Origin of the sequence: Aporhodopirellula rubra, assembly GCF_014192335.1 — a bacterium.
Taxonomy (GTDB): domain Bacteria; phylum Planctomycetota; class Planctomycetia; order Pirellulales; family Pirellulaceae; genus Rhodopirellula; species Rhodopirellula rubra.
Map to the genome: position 1 here is coordinate 644,603 of NZ_JACHXU010000001.1, position 19,734 is coordinate 664,336.

At 57.1% G+C, this 19,734-nt stretch carries 18 protein-coding genes; 11 read left to right on the top strand and 7 right to left on the bottom strand.

From position 1 onward, the window contains the following. Nucleotides 1-140: 140 nt before the first annotated feature. Nucleotides 141-293, bottom strand: a complete 153-nt coding sequence (locus tag FHS27_RS02130; RefSeq protein ID WP_184300992.1) for a hypothetical protein — start codon at nucleotides 291-293, stop codon at nucleotides 141-143. Here FHS27_RS02130 and FHS27_RS02135 point away from each other — a divergent pair. Beyond that, the gene (locus FHS27_RS02135) at nucleotides 292-1,311 is read left to right on the top strand and encodes a transcriptional regulator (RefSeq protein ID WP_184300995.1); all 1,020 of its coding nucleotides are present in this window, start codon (nucleotides 292-294) and stop codon (nucleotides 1,309-1,311) included. The two genes, FHS27_RS02130 and FHS27_RS02135, sit on opposite strands and share 2 nt — an antisense overlap. Nucleotides 1,312-1,584: 273 nt before the next feature. Here FHS27_RS02135 and FHS27_RS02140 read toward each other — a convergent pair whose 3' ends face one another. Further along, nucleotides 1,585-1,815 carry a hypothetical protein gene (locus tag FHS27_RS02140; protein WP_184300998.1) on the bottom strand — a complete coding sequence of 77 codons (231 nt, stop codon included), beginning with the start codon at nucleotides 1,813-1,815 and terminating at the stop codon, nucleotides 1,585-1,587. 319 nt (nucleotides 1,816-2,134) lie between these two features. Between FHS27_RS02140 and leuS the strand changes: the two genes are divergently transcribed. Further along, nucleotides 2,135-5,002 carry a leucine--tRNA ligase gene (leuS, locus tag FHS27_RS02145; RefSeq protein WP_184301001.1) on the top strand — a complete coding sequence of 956 codons (2,868 nt, stop codon included), beginning with the start codon at nucleotides 2,135-2,137 and terminating at the stop codon, nucleotides 5,000-5,002. Between the two features lie 303 nt (nucleotides 5,003-5,305). Next, a complete protein-coding gene (locus FHS27_RS02150) occupies nucleotides 5,306-6,979 on the top strand; it encodes a Na+/H+ antiporter NhaC family protein (protein WP_184301005.1) in 1,674 nt (557 codons plus the stop codon). 31 nt (nucleotides 6,980-7,010) lie between these two features. Here the strand turns inward: FHS27_RS02150 and FHS27_RS02155 are convergent, their stop codons facing one another. Both FHS27_RS02155 and FHS27_RS02160 read right to left on the bottom strand, forming a co-directional pair. Further along, entirely contained in the window at nucleotides 7,011-8,492 is a 1,482-nt protein-coding gene (locus FHS27_RS02155; protein ID WP_221224798.1) for a sulfatase family protein, read from the bottom strand. 189 nt (nucleotides 8,493-8,681) lie between these two features. Continuing rightward, a complete protein-coding gene (locus FHS27_RS02160) occupies nucleotides 8,682-10,064 on the bottom strand; it encodes a beta-ketoacyl-[acyl-carrier-protein] synthase family protein (RefSeq protein ID WP_221224799.1) in 1,383 nt (460 codons plus the stop codon). A gap of 337 nt (nucleotides 10,065-10,401) precedes the next feature. Between FHS27_RS02160 and FHS27_RS02165 the strand changes: the two genes are divergently transcribed. The 5 genes from FHS27_RS02165 to FHS27_RS02185 are packed head-to-tail and all read left to right on the top strand — an operon-like array spanning nucleotide 10,402 to nucleotide 12,209. Beyond that, the gene (locus FHS27_RS02165) at nucleotides 10,402-10,833 is read left to right on the top strand and encodes a CsbD family protein (RefSeq protein ID WP_184301008.1); all 432 of its coding nucleotides are present in this window, start codon (nucleotides 10,402-10,404) and stop codon (nucleotides 10,831-10,833) included. Nucleotides 10,834-10,835: 2 nt separating this feature from the next. After that, nucleotides 10,836-11,246 (top strand): hypothetical protein, encoded by a 411-nt coding sequence (locus FHS27_RS02170; RefSeq protein ID WP_184301011.1) that lies wholly within the window; start codon nucleotides 10,836-10,838, stop codon nucleotides 11,244-11,246. Next, nucleotides 11,243-11,428 carry a hypothetical protein gene (locus FHS27_RS02175; protein ID WP_184301014.1) on the top strand — a complete coding sequence of 62 codons (186 nt, stop codon included), beginning with the start codon at nucleotides 11,243-11,245 and terminating at the stop codon, nucleotides 11,426-11,428. The genes FHS27_RS02170 and FHS27_RS02175 overlap by 4 nt, the downstream gene beginning before the upstream one ends. Nucleotides 11,429-11,432: 4 nt before the next feature. Beyond that, nucleotides 11,433-11,957, top strand: coding sequence for a phage holin family protein (locus FHS27_RS02180; RefSeq protein ID WP_184301017.1), 525 nt, complete (start codon nucleotides 11,433-11,435; stop codon nucleotides 11,955-11,957). Between the two features lie 6 nt (nucleotides 11,958-11,963). After that, a complete protein-coding gene (locus tag FHS27_RS02185) occupies nucleotides 11,964-12,209 on the top strand; it encodes a hypothetical protein (protein ID WP_184301020.1) in 246 nt (81 codons plus the stop codon). Between the two features lie 130 nt (nucleotides 12,210-12,339). Here FHS27_RS02185 and FHS27_RS02190 read toward each other — a convergent pair whose 3' ends face one another. Beyond that, the gene (locus tag FHS27_RS02190) at nucleotides 12,340-12,486 is read right to left on the bottom strand and encodes a hypothetical protein (RefSeq protein ID WP_184301023.1); all 147 of its coding nucleotides are present in this window, start codon (nucleotides 12,484-12,486) and stop codon (nucleotides 12,340-12,342) included. Nucleotides 12,487-12,594: 108 nt separating this feature from the next. Between FHS27_RS02190 and FHS27_RS02195 the strand changes: the two genes are divergently transcribed. After that, complete coding sequence (locus FHS27_RS02195) at nucleotides 12,595-14,055, top strand: sigma-54-dependent transcriptional regulator (protein WP_184301261.1); 1,461 nt, start codon at nucleotides 12,595-12,597, stop codon at nucleotides 14,053-14,055. A 14-nt stretch (nucleotides 14,056-14,069) separates the two neighbouring features. Further along, on the top strand, nucleotides 14,070-14,420 hold the full coding sequence (locus tag FHS27_RS02200; RefSeq protein ID WP_246418995.1) for a hypothetical protein: 351 nt from the start codon (nucleotides 14,070-14,072) through the stop codon (nucleotides 14,418-14,420). Nucleotides 14,421-14,622: 202 nt separating this feature from the next. On the opposite strand, the gene FHS27_RS02205 is transcribed toward FHS27_RS02200, so the two are convergent. Together FHS27_RS02205 and FHS27_RS02210 are read right to left on the bottom strand one after the other, a co-directional pair. After that, on the bottom strand, nucleotides 14,623-14,964 hold the full coding sequence (locus tag FHS27_RS02205; RefSeq protein WP_184301029.1) for a hypothetical protein: 342 nt from the start codon (nucleotides 14,962-14,964) through the stop codon (nucleotides 14,623-14,625). Between the two features lie 164 nt (nucleotides 14,965-15,128). Then, nucleotides 15,129-17,912 carry a DNA translocase FtsK gene (locus FHS27_RS02210; protein WP_184301031.1) on the bottom strand — a complete coding sequence of 928 codons (2,784 nt, stop codon included), beginning with the start codon at nucleotides 17,910-17,912 and terminating at the stop codon, nucleotides 15,129-15,131. A 253-nt stretch (nucleotides 17,913-18,165) separates the two neighbouring features. On the opposite strand from FHS27_RS02210, the gene guaB reads away from it, so the two are divergent. Further along, the gene (gene guaB / locus FHS27_RS02215) at nucleotides 18,166-19,650 is read left to right on the top strand and encodes an IMP dehydrogenase (RefSeq protein ID WP_184301034.1); all 1,485 of its coding nucleotides are present in this window, start codon (nucleotides 18,166-18,168) and stop codon (nucleotides 19,648-19,650) included. The last annotated feature ends 84 nt before the right edge of the window (nucleotides 19,651-19,734 follow it).

Below are 19,734 nucleotides of genomic sequence, written 5' to 3' on the forward strand. Positions count from 1 at the left end.
TGATACCCACCAACATGAGTAACCAAGACATAGGTTTTCGTTGTTGAGTCGTTGATTTGCGGGAATTGCTTCTCGATCAGCTCTGCTGACGGAAATATTTATCCTGTCGCGAAGATTACTGGGTCAATCGTCCCGGCAGTTCAGTTTCCCAACGAAATCCGCTGATGCATCGGGGTGTCGATTCGTCGACACCCCGATGCACCGATACAAAAATCTGCCGCTGCGACCGCCAATGCGACCGGCGGGACTTCCTTTTGACGTCCGATAGCGCGTGACGCTAATTTAGTTTTCATGAACGCGCCCCCTGACGATGTCGAAGCAACGCCACCGGAGTCCGAAGAGGCACCCAAACCCGGACTCAAGGCACGCCTGCGTGAGCATACCAAGCCGCTGATTGGGATGGCGATCTTCGGATCCATCGCCGTTTTGGCCGTAATCGTATGGTACGCGTGGCAGGCCGATGTCCCCGTCGCTGAGCAAACGGCACCGCTGGTCCAAACGTCGGACAAGGAACAATTCACCGAGCAGGTGGATCTGGTGCTCAAGGGGAAAGCCACTCGGTTGTATTTTTCCGATCTCGTCATCACCGACGAACTGCTCGATGAGTTGCCGTTGGACACTCTTCTCCAAGAGTCCATCGATGCTGCCGAAGAAAATCGAAAAACTAGCGAAATTCTTGCCCAACAATCCGAACTGGATGACGACGGCGAGTCCCGGTTCGAGACGGCGCGCCAAAAGGACACTTCAGCCGACGATCAGGTCCGGTCACGCGGCAATTCGGGCGATAAAGCACAGACCAAACCAACGTTTGCACGCCTCGATACCGTGCTGATTGACCAAGGCGTTGTCACGGACAAAGGGCTCGATGTGATCTCGCAATTGCCTGATCTGGAGCATTTGCGGCTGCGTCTTTCTCCGATCACCGACAACGGGATTGCCAGTCTCGCGGCCTGTAACAAGCTCTGGCTGCTTAATTTGCCCCATTGCCGAGTCTCCACCGAGGGAATACGGAAACTCAAAAAGTTGCCAAAGTTGAAACAACTGCGTCTTGGCTCGCCGAATTTGAGTAATGAATGCTGCCGAGCAATTGCCGAATTGACGACACTCCGTGGATTGCATTTGATTGGGGTGCCGGTCACCGACGAAGGGCTGAAAGTGCTCACCACACTCCCGAGGTTGGAGTCGCTGTATCTCGACGATCCTGCCATTACAGACATCGGATGGATGTGGTTGTTCCGCAATCACCCGCAACTGCATGTGCACGTGAATCAGAAACATCACGACCATGATCCGCACGCACATGTGCACTAACGCTCCTTAATGGACGAGTTAAGTTCTTACTGTGTTTGAACTTGAATGAACGTTCCGCTATTGGAGGGGTGATTTGCGAGGTGCGGGCATTTTGCCTAGTTGACGCAGCGACTTCAGGCCGTAAACTCTCCCCAAATTGCCTCGTCGTCCGACGAGAGATACACCCCCATTTGGAGAGAGTTAAAATGATTCGTACGATCTTGGCTGTTGCTTTGCTTGCTGTCGTCAGTTCCGTCGCCGCTCCTCAAGCCGAAGCTGGCTTGTTTGGCTGCTTCAAGAAGAAGGCTGACTGCTGCGAGCCAGTTTGTTGCCCAGCACCAGTTTGCTGTCCAGAGCCAGCACCTGTCTGCTGCCCAGAGCCAGCTCCCGTTTGCTGCCCAGAGCCAGCACCTGTCTGCTGCCCAGAACCAGCACCCGTTTGCTGCCCAGCTCCAGCACCTGTTTGCTGCCCAGAACCAGCTCCAGTTTGCTGCGATCCTTGTGATCCTTGCTGCGAACCACCACGCAAGGGCTTCTTCGCTCGTTTGCGTGAAAAGTGTGCCGCACGTCGTGCAGCTAAGTGCTGCGAGCCAGTTTGCTGTGATCCTTGCTGCTACTAAGCCGCAACGACCCACACGCAGAGACGAACAGAGCGGGCGACACATCATTGATGTCGTCCGCTTTTTTTATGCGCCGAGCCAGCCCGTGCCGGCGTCGATGACACGCCCGAGGGCCTGATCGCTCGCCGGGGATCGATCGTCAAGGCGTTGTCGTCGAGACGCATCGCGATTCTAATCCCGCACGATCGTTTCCCATTTCCTCGACACTGTCCTTTGAACCACCTATGGTCCGCTACAACCCCAACGAGATCGAACCCCGCTGGCAATCCTATTGGGACGAACACAACACATTCGCGACGCCCGGTCCCGCAGACCTCGGCGGCGATGTGGCCAAACGATATGTGCTGGACATGTTTCCCTATCCGAGCGGCGACGGTTTGCACGTCGGGCACCCGGAAGGATATACGGCCACGGACATCGTTTCCCGGTTCGCCCGCGCTCGCGGCGAGCGAGTCTTGCACCCGATGGGATTTGACGCGTTCGGTTTGCCTGCGGAAGAGCACGCGATCCGGACCGGCGAACATCCCCGGGTTCAAACACAACGGAACATCGACAACTTCACTCGCCAACTGAAGATGCTCGGTTTCAGTTACGACTGGGACCGTGTCCTCGCGACCACCGACGAAAATTACTTTCGCTGGACGCAGTGGATCTTCTTGGTCTTGTACGACACCTGGTTCGATACCGAAACACAGAAGGGACGCGCGATCGCCGAGTTGCCGATTCCGCCGGAGGTGTCCGCGGAGGGAGACCATGCCGTCGAACTGTATCGCGATTCTCGACGCTTGGCTTACCAAGACGACGCGTTAGTGAATTGGTGTGCGAACCTCGGCACGGTGCTCGCCAACGAAGAAGTCGTTGATGGTAAAAGCGAAGTCGGCGGTCACCCTGTCAAACGAATTCCGCTTCGGCAGTGGATGCTGCGAATCACCGATTACGCAGAACGGTTGATTGAAGGTCTCGATGAACTCGATTGGCCGGCCGGAATCAAGAAGCTGCAGTACGACTGGATCGGACGCAGCACCGGAGCGGAGGTCGATTTCTATCTGCAGTCGGGAGCCTCGTCGGGCGAGGATGCGACCGGTCCGTTTACCGCATGGAAGCGTGCTCGGGCAACCAGCGGTTTCTCCGGAGAATCGCAGGACGACAGTTTGCGTGTTTACACGACACGGCCGGACACCCTGTTCGGAGCGACCTACATGGTGGTCTCGCCCGAACACCCGTTGATCGACCGACTCGTAACTCCCGAGCAGAAGGCCGAAGTCGACACGTACTGCGAGAAGGCTTCATTCAAGAGTGACCGTGAACGCACCGATGGTGATCGTGCGAAGACCGGTGTCTTCACGGGATCGTTTGCGATCAATCCCGCCGACGGACGTGCGATTCCGGTTTGGGTCGCTGACTACGTGCTCGCTGGCTACGGGACGGGTGCGATCATGGCGGTTCCTGCGCACGACGTTCGTGACTTTGAGTTCGCGGTCGCATTCGATTTGCCCGTGATCCCAGTGGTGAACCCACCGGCCGACCATGAACAACGCGATGATATTCTCGCGGGGAAGGCCTGTTTTGCGGCCGAGGGCGAAGCGATTAACAGTGGTGAGTTCGACGGGAAAACGACCGCCGAAGTCAAATCCGCGTTGACGTCTCGATTGGCCGAAGAAGGTCTCGCCCGCGAAGCGGTCAACTTCAAACTGCGCGATTGGTTATTCAGTCGCCAACGATTCTGGGGTGAACCGTTTCCGATCCTTCACGAGATCGATGCCGACGGAAATCCGACCGGGATCAAACGCGGTGTGCCGGACGAGCAACTGCCCGTCACCCTGCCCGAGCTCGAAGATTTCAAACCGCACGGACGTCCGGAACCGCCGCTGGCGAAAGCGGACGATGATTGGTTGATCGTTGAACTCGATGGCAAACGGTATCGCCGCGAGACCAACACGATGCCTCAATGGGCGGGATCGTGCTGGTACTACCTTCGATACATCGACCCCAAAAACACGCAGCAACTGATCGATCCAGAGCTCGAAAAAGCCTGGATGCCGGTCGACCTGTACGTCGGCGGTGCCGAGCACGCGGTGCTGCACCTGCTGTACTCGCGTTTCTGGCACAAGGTGCTCTACGACCGTGGCCACGTGTCGTGTCCCGAGCCGTTCCGAAAACTGGTTAACCAGGGCATGATCCTCGGCGAAGTCGAATTTACGGGCTATGTCGACGAAGCGGGCAAGCCGGTGTCGACCAAGAACGTTCGCCGTGATGCCGAAGGAAATCGTGTCACCAAAGACGGACGTGTGGTCGAAACGGTCAAGATCGCCGAAGAAGATGTTGAAAAGAAAGGCGAAGGGTTTGTTCTCAAATCCGATCCGTCGATCAAGATCGACAGCCGTGCATTCAAGATGAGCAAGACTCGCGGCAACGTGGTCAATCCCGATGGCGTCGTTCGCGACTATGGTGCCGACTCGTTGCGTTTGTATGAGATGTTCATGGGACCGCTTGAGGCGACGAAGCCGTGGGTGATGACGGGTGTCGGTGGCGTTCGCGGCTTCCTCGATCGCGTGTGGCGATTGATGGTCGACGAGAAAGCTGATGATTTACGACTGTCCGATGCGATCGTTGACGAGCCCTGCGACGAGGAACAACTCCGTGTGTTGCATCAAACCATTCGCAAGGTCACCGAAGACACCGAGGCGATGAGTTTCAACACCGCGATTGCCAAGATGATGGAGTTTTCAAATCACTTCACGCGATGCGATAAGCGTCCCCGTGATGCGATGGAAACTTTCCTCGTCTTGCTGCACCCTTATGCTCCGCACATCGCTGAAGAATTGTGGCGTTTGCTCGGTCATCAGGAATCGATCTCGAAGCAAGCGTGGCCGCAATGGGATGAGGCAGCGTTGACGGAATCGAGTATCGAGATCCCGGTTCAGATCAATGGTAAATTGAAGGCGAAAATCAATGTTTCGCCGGACGCAACGAAAGACCAAATGATCGAAGCGGCAACGGGTGACGAGCAAGTTCAAAAAGCGATCGGTGACAAGCAAATCGTCAAACAGATTGCGGTCCCCGGACGGATGGTGAACTTGGTCGTGAAATAGTGGTCGTGATAGACCACCGCGAAACAGACGCGGATTGTATCCGTCCTCTCATCGCTGTCGTCGATGGACATGTGCTTAATCATCAGGCCTGGTTTGCTCGGACGTTCGTCCGCTCGGGCCTTGAGATTCGAGCATGGAGGGTGAATTCCTGGGCCATACGACCTCTTTGTGGGGACAACGGCACGAGGATCAGGAGGCTGGTGGGAAACGGTGCATGACGTTGATGTTGGAATTCGTTAGGTTGGGTGCAACAAACCTCTTTTTGTTGTCACGTTAAACCGCAACTCCCACGGCTCACATCGGTTGGATTACGGATACACCAGTCTGCTGCCGCCACTGCTCGCGATCGCATTGGCGTTGTTAACACGGCATGTGTTGTTGCCGTTGGCGGCGGGGATTTTGGTTGGCGCCGGATTGCTGGCGTGGGGGCAGACGGACGCTGGTTTTTTGATTTCAACTGGCGAAATCTTTATCCGCAGCATCGTTGATTCGGTACGTGATTCCGACCACCTCCGTGTGCTCGTCTTTACGTTGCTGCTCGGCATGATGGTTGGAGTGATCGAGGTGTCCGGCGCGATGCGGCGAACGATCGCGAGGCTCGCTCGGCGGGTTCGTGATCGACGGGGGACGCAATGTTTGATTGCGGCAACCGGGCTGGCTGTGTTCTTTGACGACTATGCGAACACATTGCTCGTCGGCGGCACGATGCGTTCGACGTCGGATCGGTTCGGGATTTCGCGAGCCAAGCTCGCGTATTTGGTCGACAGTACTGCCGCACCGGTCGCCGGGCTGGCCCTCGTCAGTACTTGGGTGGCAACCGAACTGAGTTACTTGCAAGCCGGAATCGATGCGTCCCGCTATGCCGAAACTGCGGATGGAGCGTCGATTCAAGTTTTCGACATCTTCATCCAGAGCATCCCGTATCGGTTTTATCCTTGGTTCGCGTTGATCCTCGTGTTTGTTATTGCCAGAACGGGGAGAGACTTTGGGCCGATGCGAGTCGCCGAACAGGAAGCGACAACGCGACTGATCGCGGAGAAGGAGAAGCCATCCGAGACGGCGACGAAGGACGCGATTGCGGGAAATTCGATCGCGGATACCTTGGCCGCGTTGTTGCCGATCGCCGGATGCCTTGTCGCAGTACTCGCGACATTGATCGTCACGGGACGCGCGAGCGTATCAGGGGGCGGTCTTGCGGAGAGCGAGGTGACTGAGGCGACCCTGCCCCCGACTGATACCGGTTTCATGAGCGGTCTTCGGATTGCCGGTGATGTGATCGGTTCGGGCGATTCTTACTTAGCGCTGATGGTCGGCGGCGGTAGTGGTCTCGTGATCGCGTTGGTGATCGCGTTCGCGGTCTCGAAGCTTTCTGGATCCAAAGTCGGCAAGGGGTTGCTCGATGGTGCGATGCAAATGATGCCGGCGATGACGGTCCTGTGGTTAGCTTGGTCGTTGTCCGCGATGACCGGGAAAGAATCGCTCGATACCGGAGGATTTCTTTCGAGCGTGCTCAGCGACGCGATCGATATCCGACTGATGCCGACCTGCGTGTTTATCCTCGCAGGGGCGATCGCCTTTGCAACGGGCACGAGTTGGGGCACGATGGCGATTGTGACACCGATCGCCGTCAGTCTCGTACTGGATATGCAAGCCGACGCGGCGGCGGGAATCGCCAACGTGGCTGTCAATTCACCGATCGCTTTGGCGACGTTCAGTGGTGTGCTCGCGGGGGCAATCTTTGGTGATCACTGTTCGCCAATCTCCGACACGACGGTTTTGTCGAGTCGGGCATGCGGATGCGATCATGTGCTGCACGTTCGGACGCAGATGCCATACGCGCTGTTGGCGGGGGCCGTTTGCGTGGTCACGGGGACACTTCCGGTCGCCTTTGGCGTCCCGGTTTGGTTGTGTCTGGCCGTTGGCACCGCCAGCCTAATTGCGATCGTCCGGTGGCTCGGCGTGCGTCCGGTTGCCTGAATTTAGTTGTCGCAGACGATTTGACGTAACACTATTTCGCCTGGGCTTTGAGTTCCGCGAAACGGGTTCGCATCTCGACGAGTTTGCTTTCGTGTTCGGGATTGGCCGCGAGGTCGTTTTCTTCATGAGGATCGTTAGCGATATCGAACAACTGCTCGCGATCGGACTCGGGCCAGTAGAAGTATTTCCAGTCCTTGCGAACGAGAGCTTCCGAACAGGGAATGAAGTCTTTGTTGCGAATGGTCGGATGCTCATAGAAGAACTCCGTTCGCCATGGTTCTGCGTCGTGTGAAGGATCATCGCCCATGTATAGCGGACTGATGTCGCGTCCTTGCATCTGCTGGGGAGTTTCGACGCCGACCGCGGAAAGGATCGTCGGCGCCAGATCGATGCTGAGTGTAAAGTCTTCGTTCGTTTGACCACGTTGGCTGTCGGGCATCCGGGGGTCGCTGATCATCAGGGGGACACGAATGCTTTCTTGGTGCGGGTACCACTTGTCGGCGAGTCCGTGTTCGGCATGGTAGTAGCCGTTGTCGGTGGTGAAGATCACGAGGGTGTGATCGAGTATGCCGTCCTTTTCGAGTTGGCTCAGGATGCGTCCACATGTGGCGTCCACTTCGCTGGCGAGACGGTAGTAATTTTTCATCATCCGTTGGTACTTTTCCGGAGTGTCGAATCGCCAATGCCACCGGTTTCGGCCCTCGTTCTTCTCATTTCCAACGAAGTCGGGAAGACGCTCGAACGATTCCTGAGTCGCGTTGACGGGGACCGGGATTTCAACGTCCTGGTATAGCGACATGCTTTCGGGTTGCGGCAGGAATTGATCGGGGTGGCTGTCCTCGGCGTGTGTGGCGAAGAATGCCACGGTCAGGCAGAACGGTTTGTCGTCGGGACGTGTCTCAAGGAATTCGAGAGCGTCGTTTTCATTTTTCTGCGTGACGTGAATCTTGGTTCCGTTGGGTTCTGTCATCCAATGACGGCCGAAATACGATCGGCCAAAATCGAAGTGCTCCGCAGGGAATTTCCCGTTGTGCCATTTGCCCACGTGCCCGACGTAGTAGCCGTTCTCGCGGAGCAGTCCGGGGTAGGTTTCCGACCACGGCGTCTTGAAGGCTTTGAAGCCGAAGCAACCGTGCCGCGACATCATCTGTCCGGTGAACAAGCACGCTCGACTGACCCCGCAGATTGCGGTCGTGACGCAGTTCTGCGTGAACCGCATCGAACGAGTCGCGAGTTCGTCGAGGTGCGGTGTTTTGATGATCGGATTGCCCGCCACCCCGAGCGTGTCGAAACGCCAATCGTCCGCATAAAGAACGAGGATGTTGAGAGGTTGAGGTGCCGCCTCGGACGCATTGAGTGACTGCGTGGTTTCAGAATCATCCGCTGACGCTATGCGACCGGGAGAAGTGATTCCGCCACCGGTGATGCTGATGAGCGTTAGCGCCGTGAAGAGGAAGCGGAGCATGCGTCGCGAGCGATTGGTCGCGGGTGGGCTGAGTGCGGCGCGAGACATCGGTGCCTGGGCGGGATCGAGAGCGGAAGGCGGGAAGCCAACAGCTTAATCGATAGATTTTGTCGTGGTCTACGTTGAGGCCACGCAATGTTGTCCAGGTGATTGACGCGTTCGATTCCGCAGAACGGTCTCGCGTTCGAGTTCGAATGCATGAATCAGCCAGTGGCGGTCTGCAGAATCCTCCGCCCGTTAGGACGCTTTGCGAATCCAAACGGCCGAGGCTTGACCTTGTGGCGTGACGTTGATGCTGATGAAGCTGTCTCCCGCCGGGGTGCCGGCGGTCGTCACGGCGTTAATGGGGCAGTTTTCGTCGAGCGACTCGAGGTTCCGGATTGGGAACAGATCGCCGCCGAGGCTCTTCAAACTGGCGATGATTTCGACCATCCCGCCACCGGCACCGAGGTTACCGAAGTGGCCTTTTGCGGTCGTTACCGGTGGTTGTGATGAGACATCGCCGAAGACGTCTTGGATTGCCGCGGCTTCATCACGATCGATGTCAACGTCGGACAGACCGTGGGCATGAATGTGTCCAACGGGCGTTTCGCCATGGCCGGCGTTTTGGGCCGAACGGAGCGTTGCCCGCAATGCGTTGGAAATTGCAATTTGAATCGGACGTGGGCCGCCTGATTCACCAACGGCGCTGGTGCCGTACCCGATCACTTCACCGTAAATCTGGGCGCCCCGGGCTTCGGCGTGTTCGCGCGATTCGCATAACATCGACGCCGCCCCTTCGCCCAACACGCTTCCGTCTCGGGTTGAATCGAACGGTCGCGACATCTCGCCGCAGTTTTCTCGGTCGGCCGCCAATTTTTCTTGCATTGACGCGTGCAGCGTTCGGAGTGGGTGGACACGCGAGCCCGTCGCACCCACCACGAGAGCATCCGCGTGGCCACGCAGAATCGTCGAGGTCGCTTCGGCAATGGCCGCGCCGCTGGAGGCTTCGCGCAACGTTAACGAATTGTTTGGTCCACGCAAATCGTTGTAGATCGCGATGTGTGAGGCGGGCATATTGGGCAGGTATTTCAATAACCACAGTGGGTTCACCTTTGGCAAACCCGTTTCGCCCCATTTGGCGAAGTTGAATTTGCCGTCTTCGATGCAGGCGGCGATTCCCGCGCTGTATTCCTCCGGCAGCGACATGATGTAGTCGGACCCGAAGAGCACACCGATGCGGTCTCGGTCGAACACCTCGCTGTTGAATCCGCCGTGATGCAGTGCGAGTTGGGCCGATGCGACGCCCATTTCGATCTCGCGGCACATCACCTTGCTGCCTTTGCGAATGGTCCGCTGCAGTGCTTTTTCGAGCGGTCCGTAATCGTCGATGTGCCCAGTGAACTTAGTCGCTTCGGCGCCATGGCTAGCGGAAAACGCCTCAGTCGGAATGAGCGTGAAAGCGGCAATCCCCGATTGTCCGGCGTGCAACGCGTCCAGCAATTCGTCCGGAGTGTTGCCCAACGGGCTAATCACCCCCAAACCGGTGACCACAACACTCGTCGCGGGACGGCGGGGAGATCCGTTTGGAACAACCGAAGTGTCGACAGCGGGGGAGTTTACAGGTGGGGATGCGGACATGAAGTAATGACGCTGGCAAAGGAGGCGGAATTCACAACGACGCGAAGATAGCAAATCCCGCCGACGGAAGGAACGTCGCTCAAAAGTTGAGATGACGGCAGAGTTCCGTGAAAGTTGCCCAGGCGGGAGTGGCCGAGCCGAATGCGTTCGAAAAACGACTTTCTGACAGACGATAGCGATCGGCAAACCACCAACCTGTGCGTTTTTCGGCCACTGAATCGCGTTTGATCTCCTTCTAGCGATTCTTTTCGGGCTTGGCACGCCGAATGCAACCTCCATGTTGCCGGCTCAAAACGCCGTAGCCAAAACCGCACACTCGATAATGAAGGAGATACCGATGACGAACCGTGAAGAAATCAAAGGCCATTGGAACGAAGTCAAAGGCCGCCTGAAGGAACATTGGGGACAACTCACCGACGACGACTTGAGCCAAGCCGAATGCAATGCCGAGCAGTTGGTCGGCGTCGTCCAGCAAAAGACCGGTGCGACCCGGCGAGAAATCGAAAACTTCATCGACGGGCTCTACAACGGCTCGGTTAGCGATCAGGCTGCCGAAACGGTGCAGCATTACGCCGATGCGGCTCACCGTTTGGCGGACGACGCGTCGCGATACGCTCGCGTGCAAGCCGACCGGATCGCAGCCTGCTCGTCGGATTACTCTCAACGCGTCGCTCACACCGTTCGCACTCGCCCGGCCGAATCGATGGCAATCGCCTTCGGCTTGGGGATCGCAGCGGGAGCGTTGTTCTTCCTCGGTCGGAAGAAATAGTCATGGCTGTCACGAACGCAACGCGTCGGCAGTCCGAAGCAATTCGCGCCTCCATGCGTGAGATACGCAGCGAACTGCCGTATGACGTTGACGATGCCCGCGAACGTGTGAAGCAATTGTCGGATTGGAAGTACCACATGTCGCGCCGGCCCGTTGCAGTAATGGCCGCCGCGGCAGTGGTCGGTTACCTGTTGGTACCCGCGAAGCGATCGTCATCGACGGTGATTCATCATCAACAGGCCGAAGCGTCTGCTCCACCTGCGAAGCGGAGCGTCTTCGGAGGAATCGCCGGAGCCGTCGCGACATTGCTGATTCGGCAAGCGGCGACAATGACCGCGAATCAAATTGCGAGCAAGTTCTCTGCAGGTCACGCCGTCCAACCATCGCTTTCTCGCCAAGAGGTTCATTCATGATCGCGCCAATCAAAGAACGACCGTATCCCGCACGTCAACACGCCATCGCGCTCGAAGAAGACGAACAACGCCCGGTACGGGTGCTGAGCCAGTTGATTGAAAAACAGCCTGCCGCTGCACTGACTGTGGCCCTGGCCTTCGGGCTGACCGTCGGTTGGCTCGTCAAACGTAAGAATTGGTAATCCGATGCAAGAACAAACTTCCCGCCTGCCATCCAGTTTCCAGCGAGTCGCACGTGATGTCTGCGATCTCTTTGAATTGCAGATGCAGTTGATTTCGGTGGATTCCCAAGAGGCGAAGCGAAAGCTGACTCGATCGATCGTTTGCGGTTCGATTGCCGCGGTTCTCGCTGGTTCTGCCTTGACGGTATTGATGATCGCTTTGGGTCTGCTCCTCGGCGAGCTCACTGCGTTATCGACCGGTGCCGCGATGTTGATGGTTTGCCTTGCAGTGTTTGTCGTGGTCGCCGTGCTCGGCTGGATCGCATTGAAGGCAGTTACCGGTGCCGCAGACGCCATGGCAGAGACCAAGTCCGAGTTTGCCGAAAACTTGCGTTGGCTCAAAGCCACATTACTTGCCCCTGAATCATCGCCGCGGAACCAATTCCGCCGTGAGTCCTTCAGCGATCCGAACGCGACGTCTCGTCATGTTCAACAGGAGTCGCACTATTCAGATCACTTTCTTGACCGTAGTTCCCTCTCACCCAGGTAAATAATCATGTCTCAATCGATCAATCCAACCACGCCGCATGCCGAAACTGTGTCGGATCAAGCCCGCGAGACGGCGAGCCGCGCGGCCGCCCACGCCAGTGAAGTCGCGCAGGACGCAGCCCGCCACTTTGTCCGCGAACCTGCCCAAGATCTGTTCAGTTTGGCGAAGCAGTACGCACGCGAGAATCCAGACGTCGCCGCTTGCTGGGCATTCGGACTCGGCGTTGTGGTTGGATGGAAACTGAAACCGTAGTCTCGTTGGACGGGGGGCACGAACGTTTTGTCGAGTTCGAGCCCGAGCTCGGCGCATCCATAAGTACTCGCAGCCTGTCTTCAAAAAGGTTTCCGACGTGGCGAAAGTCGTTTCGCGTCACCTGAACATTTTATTGTTGACAAAGCAGTTGACAAAACAACAGCGGTCGGAACTTACGAACTCCGATCGCTTTCTTCATCTGACTCGATAATGCCACCGCAGTCATCGCAGGGCCGAGTGCGGTTGCCTGAAGTCGGTCGACATTCAATTGACTCATCGCGTAAACTCGCTAGGTACTACTATCATGTCCGCTGGAATTGCTTTTCCGCAGAGTCTGCCTTCAAAGGTGGACAAAACACAGCCACAATCCTCTTGGTGCAAGACCATGCCGAGTTTGCTAGTCATTGACGACGACCGCCTTATTCTCACGTTGGCGCAGAAATCGCTCGCCTCGATAGCCGATGTCGAGACCGCTTCGTCTGCCTCCGAGGGAATCGAAAAATTGAAGGCAGGCGATTTCGACGCTGTCCTGCTTGATATCCAATTGCCCGATCAGAACGGGCTCGCCGTTTTCTGTGAGATTCGTGAGCACGATCGCCGAATCCCCGTCATCTTCATGACCATCGAAGCGGCCAGTAATACCGCGATCGAAGCGATGCAGTTGGGAGCGTTCGACTACATTGCCAAACCGCTCGCCGTTGATCCGCTGCGTGATCTCGTTGAGAAGGCGATCGAACAGCGACAAATCAGCAGCGTGCCGGTCGCGATCTCGGCTGACGATGAGTCAGCGGATACCGGCGGTGAGCTGTTCATCGGTCGCTCACCGGCGATGCTCGATGTTTTCAAAGCAATCGGAAAGGTCGCCAAACAAGACGTGCCGATCCTCGTTCGCGGTGAGAGTGGAACGGGGAAGGAACTCGTCGCCCGTGCCTTGTACCAATACAGCAGACGAGGCGAAGAAACATTCTTGGCCGTCAACTGTGCCGCATTGCCCGACAATCTGCTCGAGAGTGAATTGTTCGGTCACGAAAAAGGGGCGTTCACGGGCGCTGAATCGCGTCGCATCGGTAAGTTCGAACAGTGCAACGGGGGAACTCTGTTCCTTGACGAAATCGGGGATATGGCGTCCACGGTTCAAGCCAAAGTGCTCCGTGTGTTGCAGGACCAGCGTTTCGAGCGGGTAGGCGGCAACAAAGAGCTGAAGACCGACGTTCGAATCATTGCCGCCACCAACCGGCCACTCGAACAGATGGTCGACGATGGCGAGTACCGAGAGGATCTGCTCTACCGACTCAATGGTGTGACGATCGAGTTGCCGCCACTTCGTGATCGACTCAGTGATGTGCCAGCATTGATTCGGTTTTTCCTCAGTGGCGCGAAACGAGAATTTAACAAACCGGACTTGGAAGGCCTTTCGCCCGAAGCGGTCGAGTTGTTGTCCGCATACGACTGGCCCGGAAATGTCCGGCAACTGCGAGCCGTGATCCGTCGCTGTGTGCTCGATACCGTGATGCCGGTAATCACACCGGACGGATTGCCACGAGAGGTTACCGGACACAAGGGAACGACAGTGGCAACGGGCGCGAGCGTGGATGCCGCCTCACCGGGGGCCGGTCTGCCTAAGCTGGTCCGTGAACTGCTAACGAACGGTTCCACCAACGTTTACGCGGAGGCAACTGAATACATGGAACGGTACGTGATTACCGAGGTGCTGCGTGAAACGAACGGCAACCAAAGTCAAGCAGCCGAGATTTTAGGAATCACGCGAGGCAAACTTCGTGATCGGATCAACTCATTCAACATCGTCTTGAAGAACGACGTCGAAGTAGGAGCAGCGGCAGGATGAATGCGAAATCAGATATGTCAAAACTTTCGAGTGAGCAGCGGCAACGTTTCGCCAGTGCGATTGAGCGGGTGGGCGATGATGAAGACATCTTGATCGTACTCGCCGAAATGGCGTCCGAGGATGCTCCCGTATTGATGAAGAAACTTGAAGGAGAAATCTCCAACGGGTTCTTCGACGCCACCGCGCAGACTGCTCACGCGTTGAAGGGCTTGCTCAGCACTTTCGAAACCGGCGAACCGGTTGAAGGGCTGCAGTCGCTCATTGATTCGGCACGTCAAGGCGATGAGAAAGAGACGACACAACTTTTCAATACCTTGAAGCCGGAACTACTCAAACTTGTTGATTTAGTGAGTCAACTTCCCTGACTCAGCTCTATCGAATGAGACAAGTCACGCTCGGCGGCGTAAGTGGCCGGGCTATTTTTTTGCCTCGATCGTTTTCAGATTGACGTAGCTGGTGTCGCTCACTCAAAGTGGTCGAGCGGTGTTCGTGCGGTTCAACCACACGCATTGGTCTCGAACGTGTTGTACGCGCTCCCGAGCATTTGCCATAAACTTTGGCATCGTCCTACGTCATCGTCCGTGGCGACATCGCTTGGTCGGTATCACCAGGTGCTTTGTCTTCGTAACGCGACGCACGTTCGTAAAGCGATTGCACTTCGCCGACCACTCCGTCGATCGCCGCACCACGATGAATTGCCGGTTCGGGGCATTCGGTTCGGATACGATCTTTCAAAATGTTCGATAAAGGCGGTTGCCCTTCGGAATGACGCGACCAACCGTTTGTCGAGAGGTTAGCCGTCAATTGTTCGGCCCGCTCGTGGTTGAACTCACCGCCGTTCTTGATCGCGTCGCAGCAGAGTTCGGTGAGGTGTTGAAGAGTGGTTTCGATTTCGGCGTTGGGCGACATGAGGTGCTCCTGAGAGTTCGGTAAAACGGACTTCTGAAGCAGACCTAGGTTGCAAACGCCGCGCCAAGTTTGAACGCGGGACTACCGGTCGTTGACGACACGAGCGAGGTTAATGTGAACTCACCGAGTGTCGATTGTTTGCATCTTATCGACGAACGAGTTGCTTATTCGTCGACGTCTTCATATTCCCCGTCGTCCTCGTAGGACTCTTCGTACTCTTCATATTCCTCGGCTTCGTTGACCGGCGATGTGCTCGTCGCGGCCGTTTTCGTGACGGTCTCTTCCTCTTCATCCGCGTCGACGGGGAGCCCCTGCATTTGTTGCCACTGGGCCATCGTTAGCAGGACTTCGCGGGATTTCGAACCGTTGTACTGACCGACGATTCCGTCCTCGGCCATGTAGTCCACCAGGCGTGCGGCGCGGCCGTAACCGATTCCGAGGCAACGTTGAATCAACGACAACGAACCACGTCCCTCGCGAACGACGACTTCGATCGCGCTCTCGTAAAGTTCGTCCTTCTTGCGCAGGTTTTCGACGTTGAGTTCACCGCTTCCCGCTTCGCCATCGGCGTCGATCTTGAGGTTCATCAATTCGCCGATGAATCGTTGTTCGCCACCGTTGCTGCAGTGATCACAAACGCGATCGATTTCCGCGTCGGACAAATATGTGCCTTGTCCACGAATCAGCGTGCTCGTTCCCGGCCAAAGGAACAGCATGTCACCGTTGCCGAGCAGTTTGTCGGCACCGTTTTCATCGAGCACAACTCGGCTGTCGGTTTTGCTGGCGACCTGGAAACTCAAACGCGCCGGCAGGTTACTCTTAATCAAACCCGTAATGACGTCGACGGTTGGTTTCTGCGTCGCGAGGATCAAGTGGATTCCGACGGCACGACTCTTTTGAGCCAATCGAATGATGTGCTGTTCGACGTCTTTTCCAGCCGTCATCATCAGGTCGGCCATCTCGTCGGCGATGATCACGATGAAGGGAAGTTTGTCGGGCACGTCGCTGCCGCCGTCTTCTTCGTCGACTTCGAGACGCCGCAGGACTTCTTCGCGGCCCAGGTCGTTGTAGCTGTTGATGTGTCGCACGCCGGCTTTAGCGAGCAACGAGTAGCGTTCTTCCATTTTGTCGACGGCCCAACCGAGGATCGCCTCGGCTTTTTTCATGTCCGTGATCACCGGGTGCATCAGGTGCGGTAGGCGTCCATAGCCGCTCAGTTCGACCATCTTTGGGTCGATCATCAGCATCCGTACTTCATCCGGTTTGCAGCACATCAAAATGCTGACGATGATCGCGTTGAGACAAACCGATTTACCCGTACCGGTTCGTCCAGCGATCAACAGGTGAGGCATCTTGGCGAGATCGACCGGCATCGGCGCCCCCGACACGTCTTGGCCGAGGAACACGGGGATGTTCATCTTGTGAACGCGTGAGTCGGATTGCTCGATGACGTCACGCAGCCGCACGACTTGGCGGATCTCGTTGGGAACTTCGATTCCGACAGTATTCTTTCCTGGAATCGGCGCGACGACGCGAACGCTCGGAACACGCAACGCGATCGCGAGGTCGTCGGCGAGGGCGCTGATTTTGTTCAAACGCAAACCCGCCTCGAGTTCAATTTCATACTGCGCGATGACGGGGCCGAGTTGGATGTCGGTGACCCGAACGTTGCACCCGAAGTTGCAGATCGTTTCCTGCAAAAGGATGGCTTTGCGGCGTGCCTCGGCTTCCTGTTCGTCGTAGTCGAACCCGTCACTGCTCTCGAGCAACTCGAGGCTCGGCAGGTGGTAATCCGTGAGATCGTCGCTGGTATCTTGCACGGCATCGTCGAGTTGGGCACGCATGTCTTTTTTGCGTGGAATTTGAATGTTCGGCTCGGGGGTCTCTTCGTGTGCCTCGTCGTTGCGAAGTGCGTGTACTTCGTCTTCATATTCGAGTTCGCGCGTGACCGGCTCGGGGGCTTCCTCGACGTATTCTTCCTCCTCGTATTCCTCTTCCTCGGTAGCAGGTTCTTTCGCGGTGCTGAGGCCCGCGACGGCTTTGAGGCCAGCGGTGATTGCAGCCGCTTTACCCAACGTTTTCTGCGCTGTGGTTGCTGTTTCGGCGGCGGCTTCTTCGGCAGGGGCCTCGGTGGTTTCTTCGGTTGGACGCAGCGGGCCACGGATTTGAATGTTGGGCTCGGGTGGATCGACGCGTTGCTCCGGAACCGGTGGCACTTCACCGTCGAGAAGGATCGGCGAGTCAACGTCGCTGAACGGTTGACGCCGTCGTTTGAGCGTTACGGGCATCGCTCCTGCCGCCTTGGCGATCCCTCGACGTGAGACCTTGGCTCCGCCGACGACCACTTTGTGGCCGGCATAGACCAGCATGTAATCCGTCGTCAGTAACAGTCCAACCGCCAAGGTCGTGAGCGTCAGAATCCACGAGCCTACCGGGTGAAAATGTTGCAACAGGAACGTCGATCCCATCGCACCGAGGTAACCGCCGTTGCCGACGACGGGCATGCCGGCCAATTCAATCGTGGTCATCGACGCCGCCGTGCACGCACCGACGATCATCACGCATCCGCCGAGCGAACGCAGCACAGGGGCATTCATGTGGCCCCGCACCAAGAGCGCCGTCGCGATCCCTCCGCCCGCACCGATCAACAGCGAAACGCCAATCCCCAGTGCGTCGAGTGTCACCGCCGAAATCAACGCGCCGAGCGAACCGCACGCGTTTTGGACGCTTTCGTTGACAGGATAGGCCGAGACGTCAGGCGTATAGAACAGCGAAACCGGCCACACGGACGTCGGCACCGGATCGGCCGAGTCATGGGTCAGTACGGCGACGAAAGTCAGCAACGTCATCGCCACAATCATCAAGGCCGGAACGTCACGGCGGAGCGATACCGTGCGGACCGGATCCACGGCACTGGATTTCGCATCGGCTTTCGCGGCTGTCGACATGGGCGAGGAATGAGCTGAGGGGACGGGAAACGGTCGATACCTTCGACGTGTGATCAAAACGGGGACAACTCGGACGAACGGGGCCGTCACCGTGGAATGCTAATTGTCAGCAGCGAACCGCTAGTTGCCCGCTTCCAATCGCTTCTTCCCCTTTCTTCGTCATCTTCTCATCCCGCCCTACAACAGACTTCGTTTTCGCGTCATAATCTCTCGCCTTCCCGACTCACCCTCTCTCGGAAACGGCATCCCCTCAATGTTTCACGACAAAATCGGCGACCTCGGCATCACCTTTGACGACGTGCTCCTGCTTCCTGCCTACAGCGAGGTGGTGCCCAGCGAAGTCGATGTCAGCAGCCAGTTAACGCAGCGGATTCGGCTGCAAATCCCGCTGATTTCCTCGCCGATGGACACGGTCACCGAAGCCGAAATGGCGATCGCGTTGGCGAAAGAGGGAGGATTAGGCATTGTCCACAAAAACCTCTCCGTGCGGCAGCAAACCGAGGAAGTCCTCAAGGTGAAGCGGTCCGCCAACGGCATCATCGTGGACCCCGTCACGCTCTCGCCGGAAGAACAGGTCGGCAAAGCGGCGGAATTGATGGACCGGGCCAACGTCTCCGGTATCCCCATTGTGACGGCCGACCGAACCCTCGTTGGCATTCTCACGCGGCGAGATTTGCGGTTCCTCGAGGACCCGAACCTGCCCGTTTCCGAGGTCATGACTAAAAATAATTTAGTAACGGCTGTGGGGAATGTGAGTCTTGCGCAAGCTGAGAAGATTTTAACGGAAAAAAGGGTAGAGAAACTTCTCCTGATTGACGAAGAAAGAAAACTGACGGGGTTAATCACGATTCGCGACATCGACATGATGAAGCGGTTCCCGCGGGCATGTAAAGATCCGCAGGGCCGGCTGCGTGTGGGCGCTGCGATCGGAGTCGGAGATTTCGAACGAGCTGAAAAACTGATCGCCCAAGGCGTCGACCTACTCGTGGTCGATTCCGCTCACGGGCACAGCAAGAACGTGATCGACACCGTCAAAGAAATTAAAACGAACAAAGCATGGGACATCGATGTTGTGGCGGGGAACGTCGCGACAGCTCAGGGGGCAGCGGATTTGATCGCTGCGGGAGCTGACGCGGTGAAGGTCGGCATCGGACCCGGGTCGATTTGTACGACGCGCGTGATCAGTGGCATCGGAGTGCCGCAGGTGACCGCGATTTTAAACGCCGTTCAAGTCGCTCATAAACAAAACATTCCTGTCATCGCGGACGGCGGCATTCGCTTCAGCGGTGACATCACCAAAGCACTCGCCGCCGGGGCGAACACGGTCATGATTGGCAGCCTTTTTGCCGGTCTCGCCGAAAGTCCCGGCAAAATGATTCTCTACCAAGGTCGCACATTCAAAGCGTACCGAGGAATGGGATCCATGGGCGCAATGGTGAAAGGAAGTAGTGACCGGTACCGCCAAAAAGGCACTGACGCGGGCAAACTTGTCCCCGAAGGTGTCGAAGGTCGTGTGCCGTTCAAAGGACCACTGTCGGACTACGCCTACCAACTCGTTGGCGGGCTCCGGGCCGGCATGGGTTACATCGGTACAAGGACGATCGACGAACTACGTCGTGACGCGAAATTCCTTCGCGTTTCGGCAGCCACGGTGAGGGAGAACCACCCGCATGACATTGCGATCACCCAAGAAGCGCCCAACTACAGCCCCGATGTCCATTCGGGCGATTCGAACTAATTCGCACCCAACGCGGCGACGCTCCCGGGCGTCCCGTGCGGCGATCGTGATCGCCGCCTGCGGCATGTGGTTCAGTGGTACCGC

What these genes read in the sequence shown, in the direction of transcription:
- FHS27_RS02155 (WP_221224798.1), bottom strand. Translation starts at nt 8,492, where the DNA reads ATGTCTCGCGCCGCACTCAGCCCACCCGCGACCAATCGCTCGCGACGC.
- FHS27_RS02185 (WP_184301020.1), top strand. Translation starts at nt 11,964, where the DNA reads ATGTCTCAATCGATCAATCCAACCACGCCGCATGCCGAAACTGTGTCG.
- leuS (WP_184301001.1), top strand. Translation starts at nt 2,135, where the DNA reads ATGGTCCGCTACAACCCCAACGAGATCGAACCCCGCTGGCAATCCTAT.
- FHS27_RS02175 (WP_184301014.1), top strand. Translation starts at nt 11,243, where the DNA reads ATGATCGCGCCAATCAAAGAACGACCGTATCCCGCACGTCAACACGCC.
- FHS27_RS02205 (WP_184301029.1), bottom strand. Translation starts at nt 14,964, where the DNA reads ATGTCGCCCAACGCCGAAATCGAAACCACTCTTCAACACCTCACCGAA.
- FHS27_RS02200 (WP_246418995.1), top strand. Translation starts at nt 14,070, where the DNA reads ATGTCAAAACTTTCGAGTGAGCAGCGGCAACGTTTCGCCAGTGCGATT.
- FHS27_RS02195 (WP_184301261.1), top strand. Translation starts at nt 12,595, where the DNA reads ATGCCGAGTTTGCTAGTCATTGACGACGACCGCCTTATTCTCACGTTG.
- FHS27_RS02160 (WP_221224799.1), bottom strand. Translation starts at nt 10,064, where the DNA reads ATGTCCGCATCCCCACCTGTAAACTCCCCCGCTGTCGACACTTCGGTT.
- FHS27_RS02135 (WP_184300995.1), top strand. Translation starts at nt 292, where the DNA reads ATGAACGCGCCCCCTGACGATGTCGAAGCAACGCCACCGGAGTCCGAA.
- FHS27_RS02180 (WP_184301017.1), top strand. Translation starts at nt 11,433, where the DNA reads ATGCAAGAACAAACTTCCCGCCTGCCATCCAGTTTCCAGCGAGTCGCA.
- FHS27_RS02130 (WP_184300992.1), bottom strand. Translation starts at nt 293, where the DNA reads ATGAAAACTAAATTAGCGTCACGCGCTATCGGACGTCAAAAGGAAGTC.
- FHS27_RS02190 (WP_184301023.1), bottom strand. Translation starts at nt 12,486, where the DNA reads ATGAGTCAATTGAATGTCGACCGACTTCAGGCAACCGCACTCGGCCCT.
- FHS27_RS02170 (WP_184301011.1), top strand. Translation starts at nt 10,836, where the DNA reads ATGGCTGTCACGAACGCAACGCGTCGGCAGTCCGAAGCAATTCGCGCC.
- FHS27_RS02210 (WP_184301031.1), bottom strand. Translation starts at nt 17,912, where the DNA reads ATGTCGACAGCCGCGAAAGCCGATGCGAAATCCAGTGCCGTGGATCCG.
- guaB (WP_184301034.1), top strand. Translation starts at nt 18,166, where the DNA reads ATGTTTCACGACAAAATCGGCGACCTCGGCATCACCTTTGACGACGTG.
- FHS27_RS02165 (WP_184301008.1), top strand. Translation starts at nt 10,402, where the DNA reads ATGACGAACCGTGAAGAAATCAAAGGCCATTGGAACGAAGTCAAAGGC.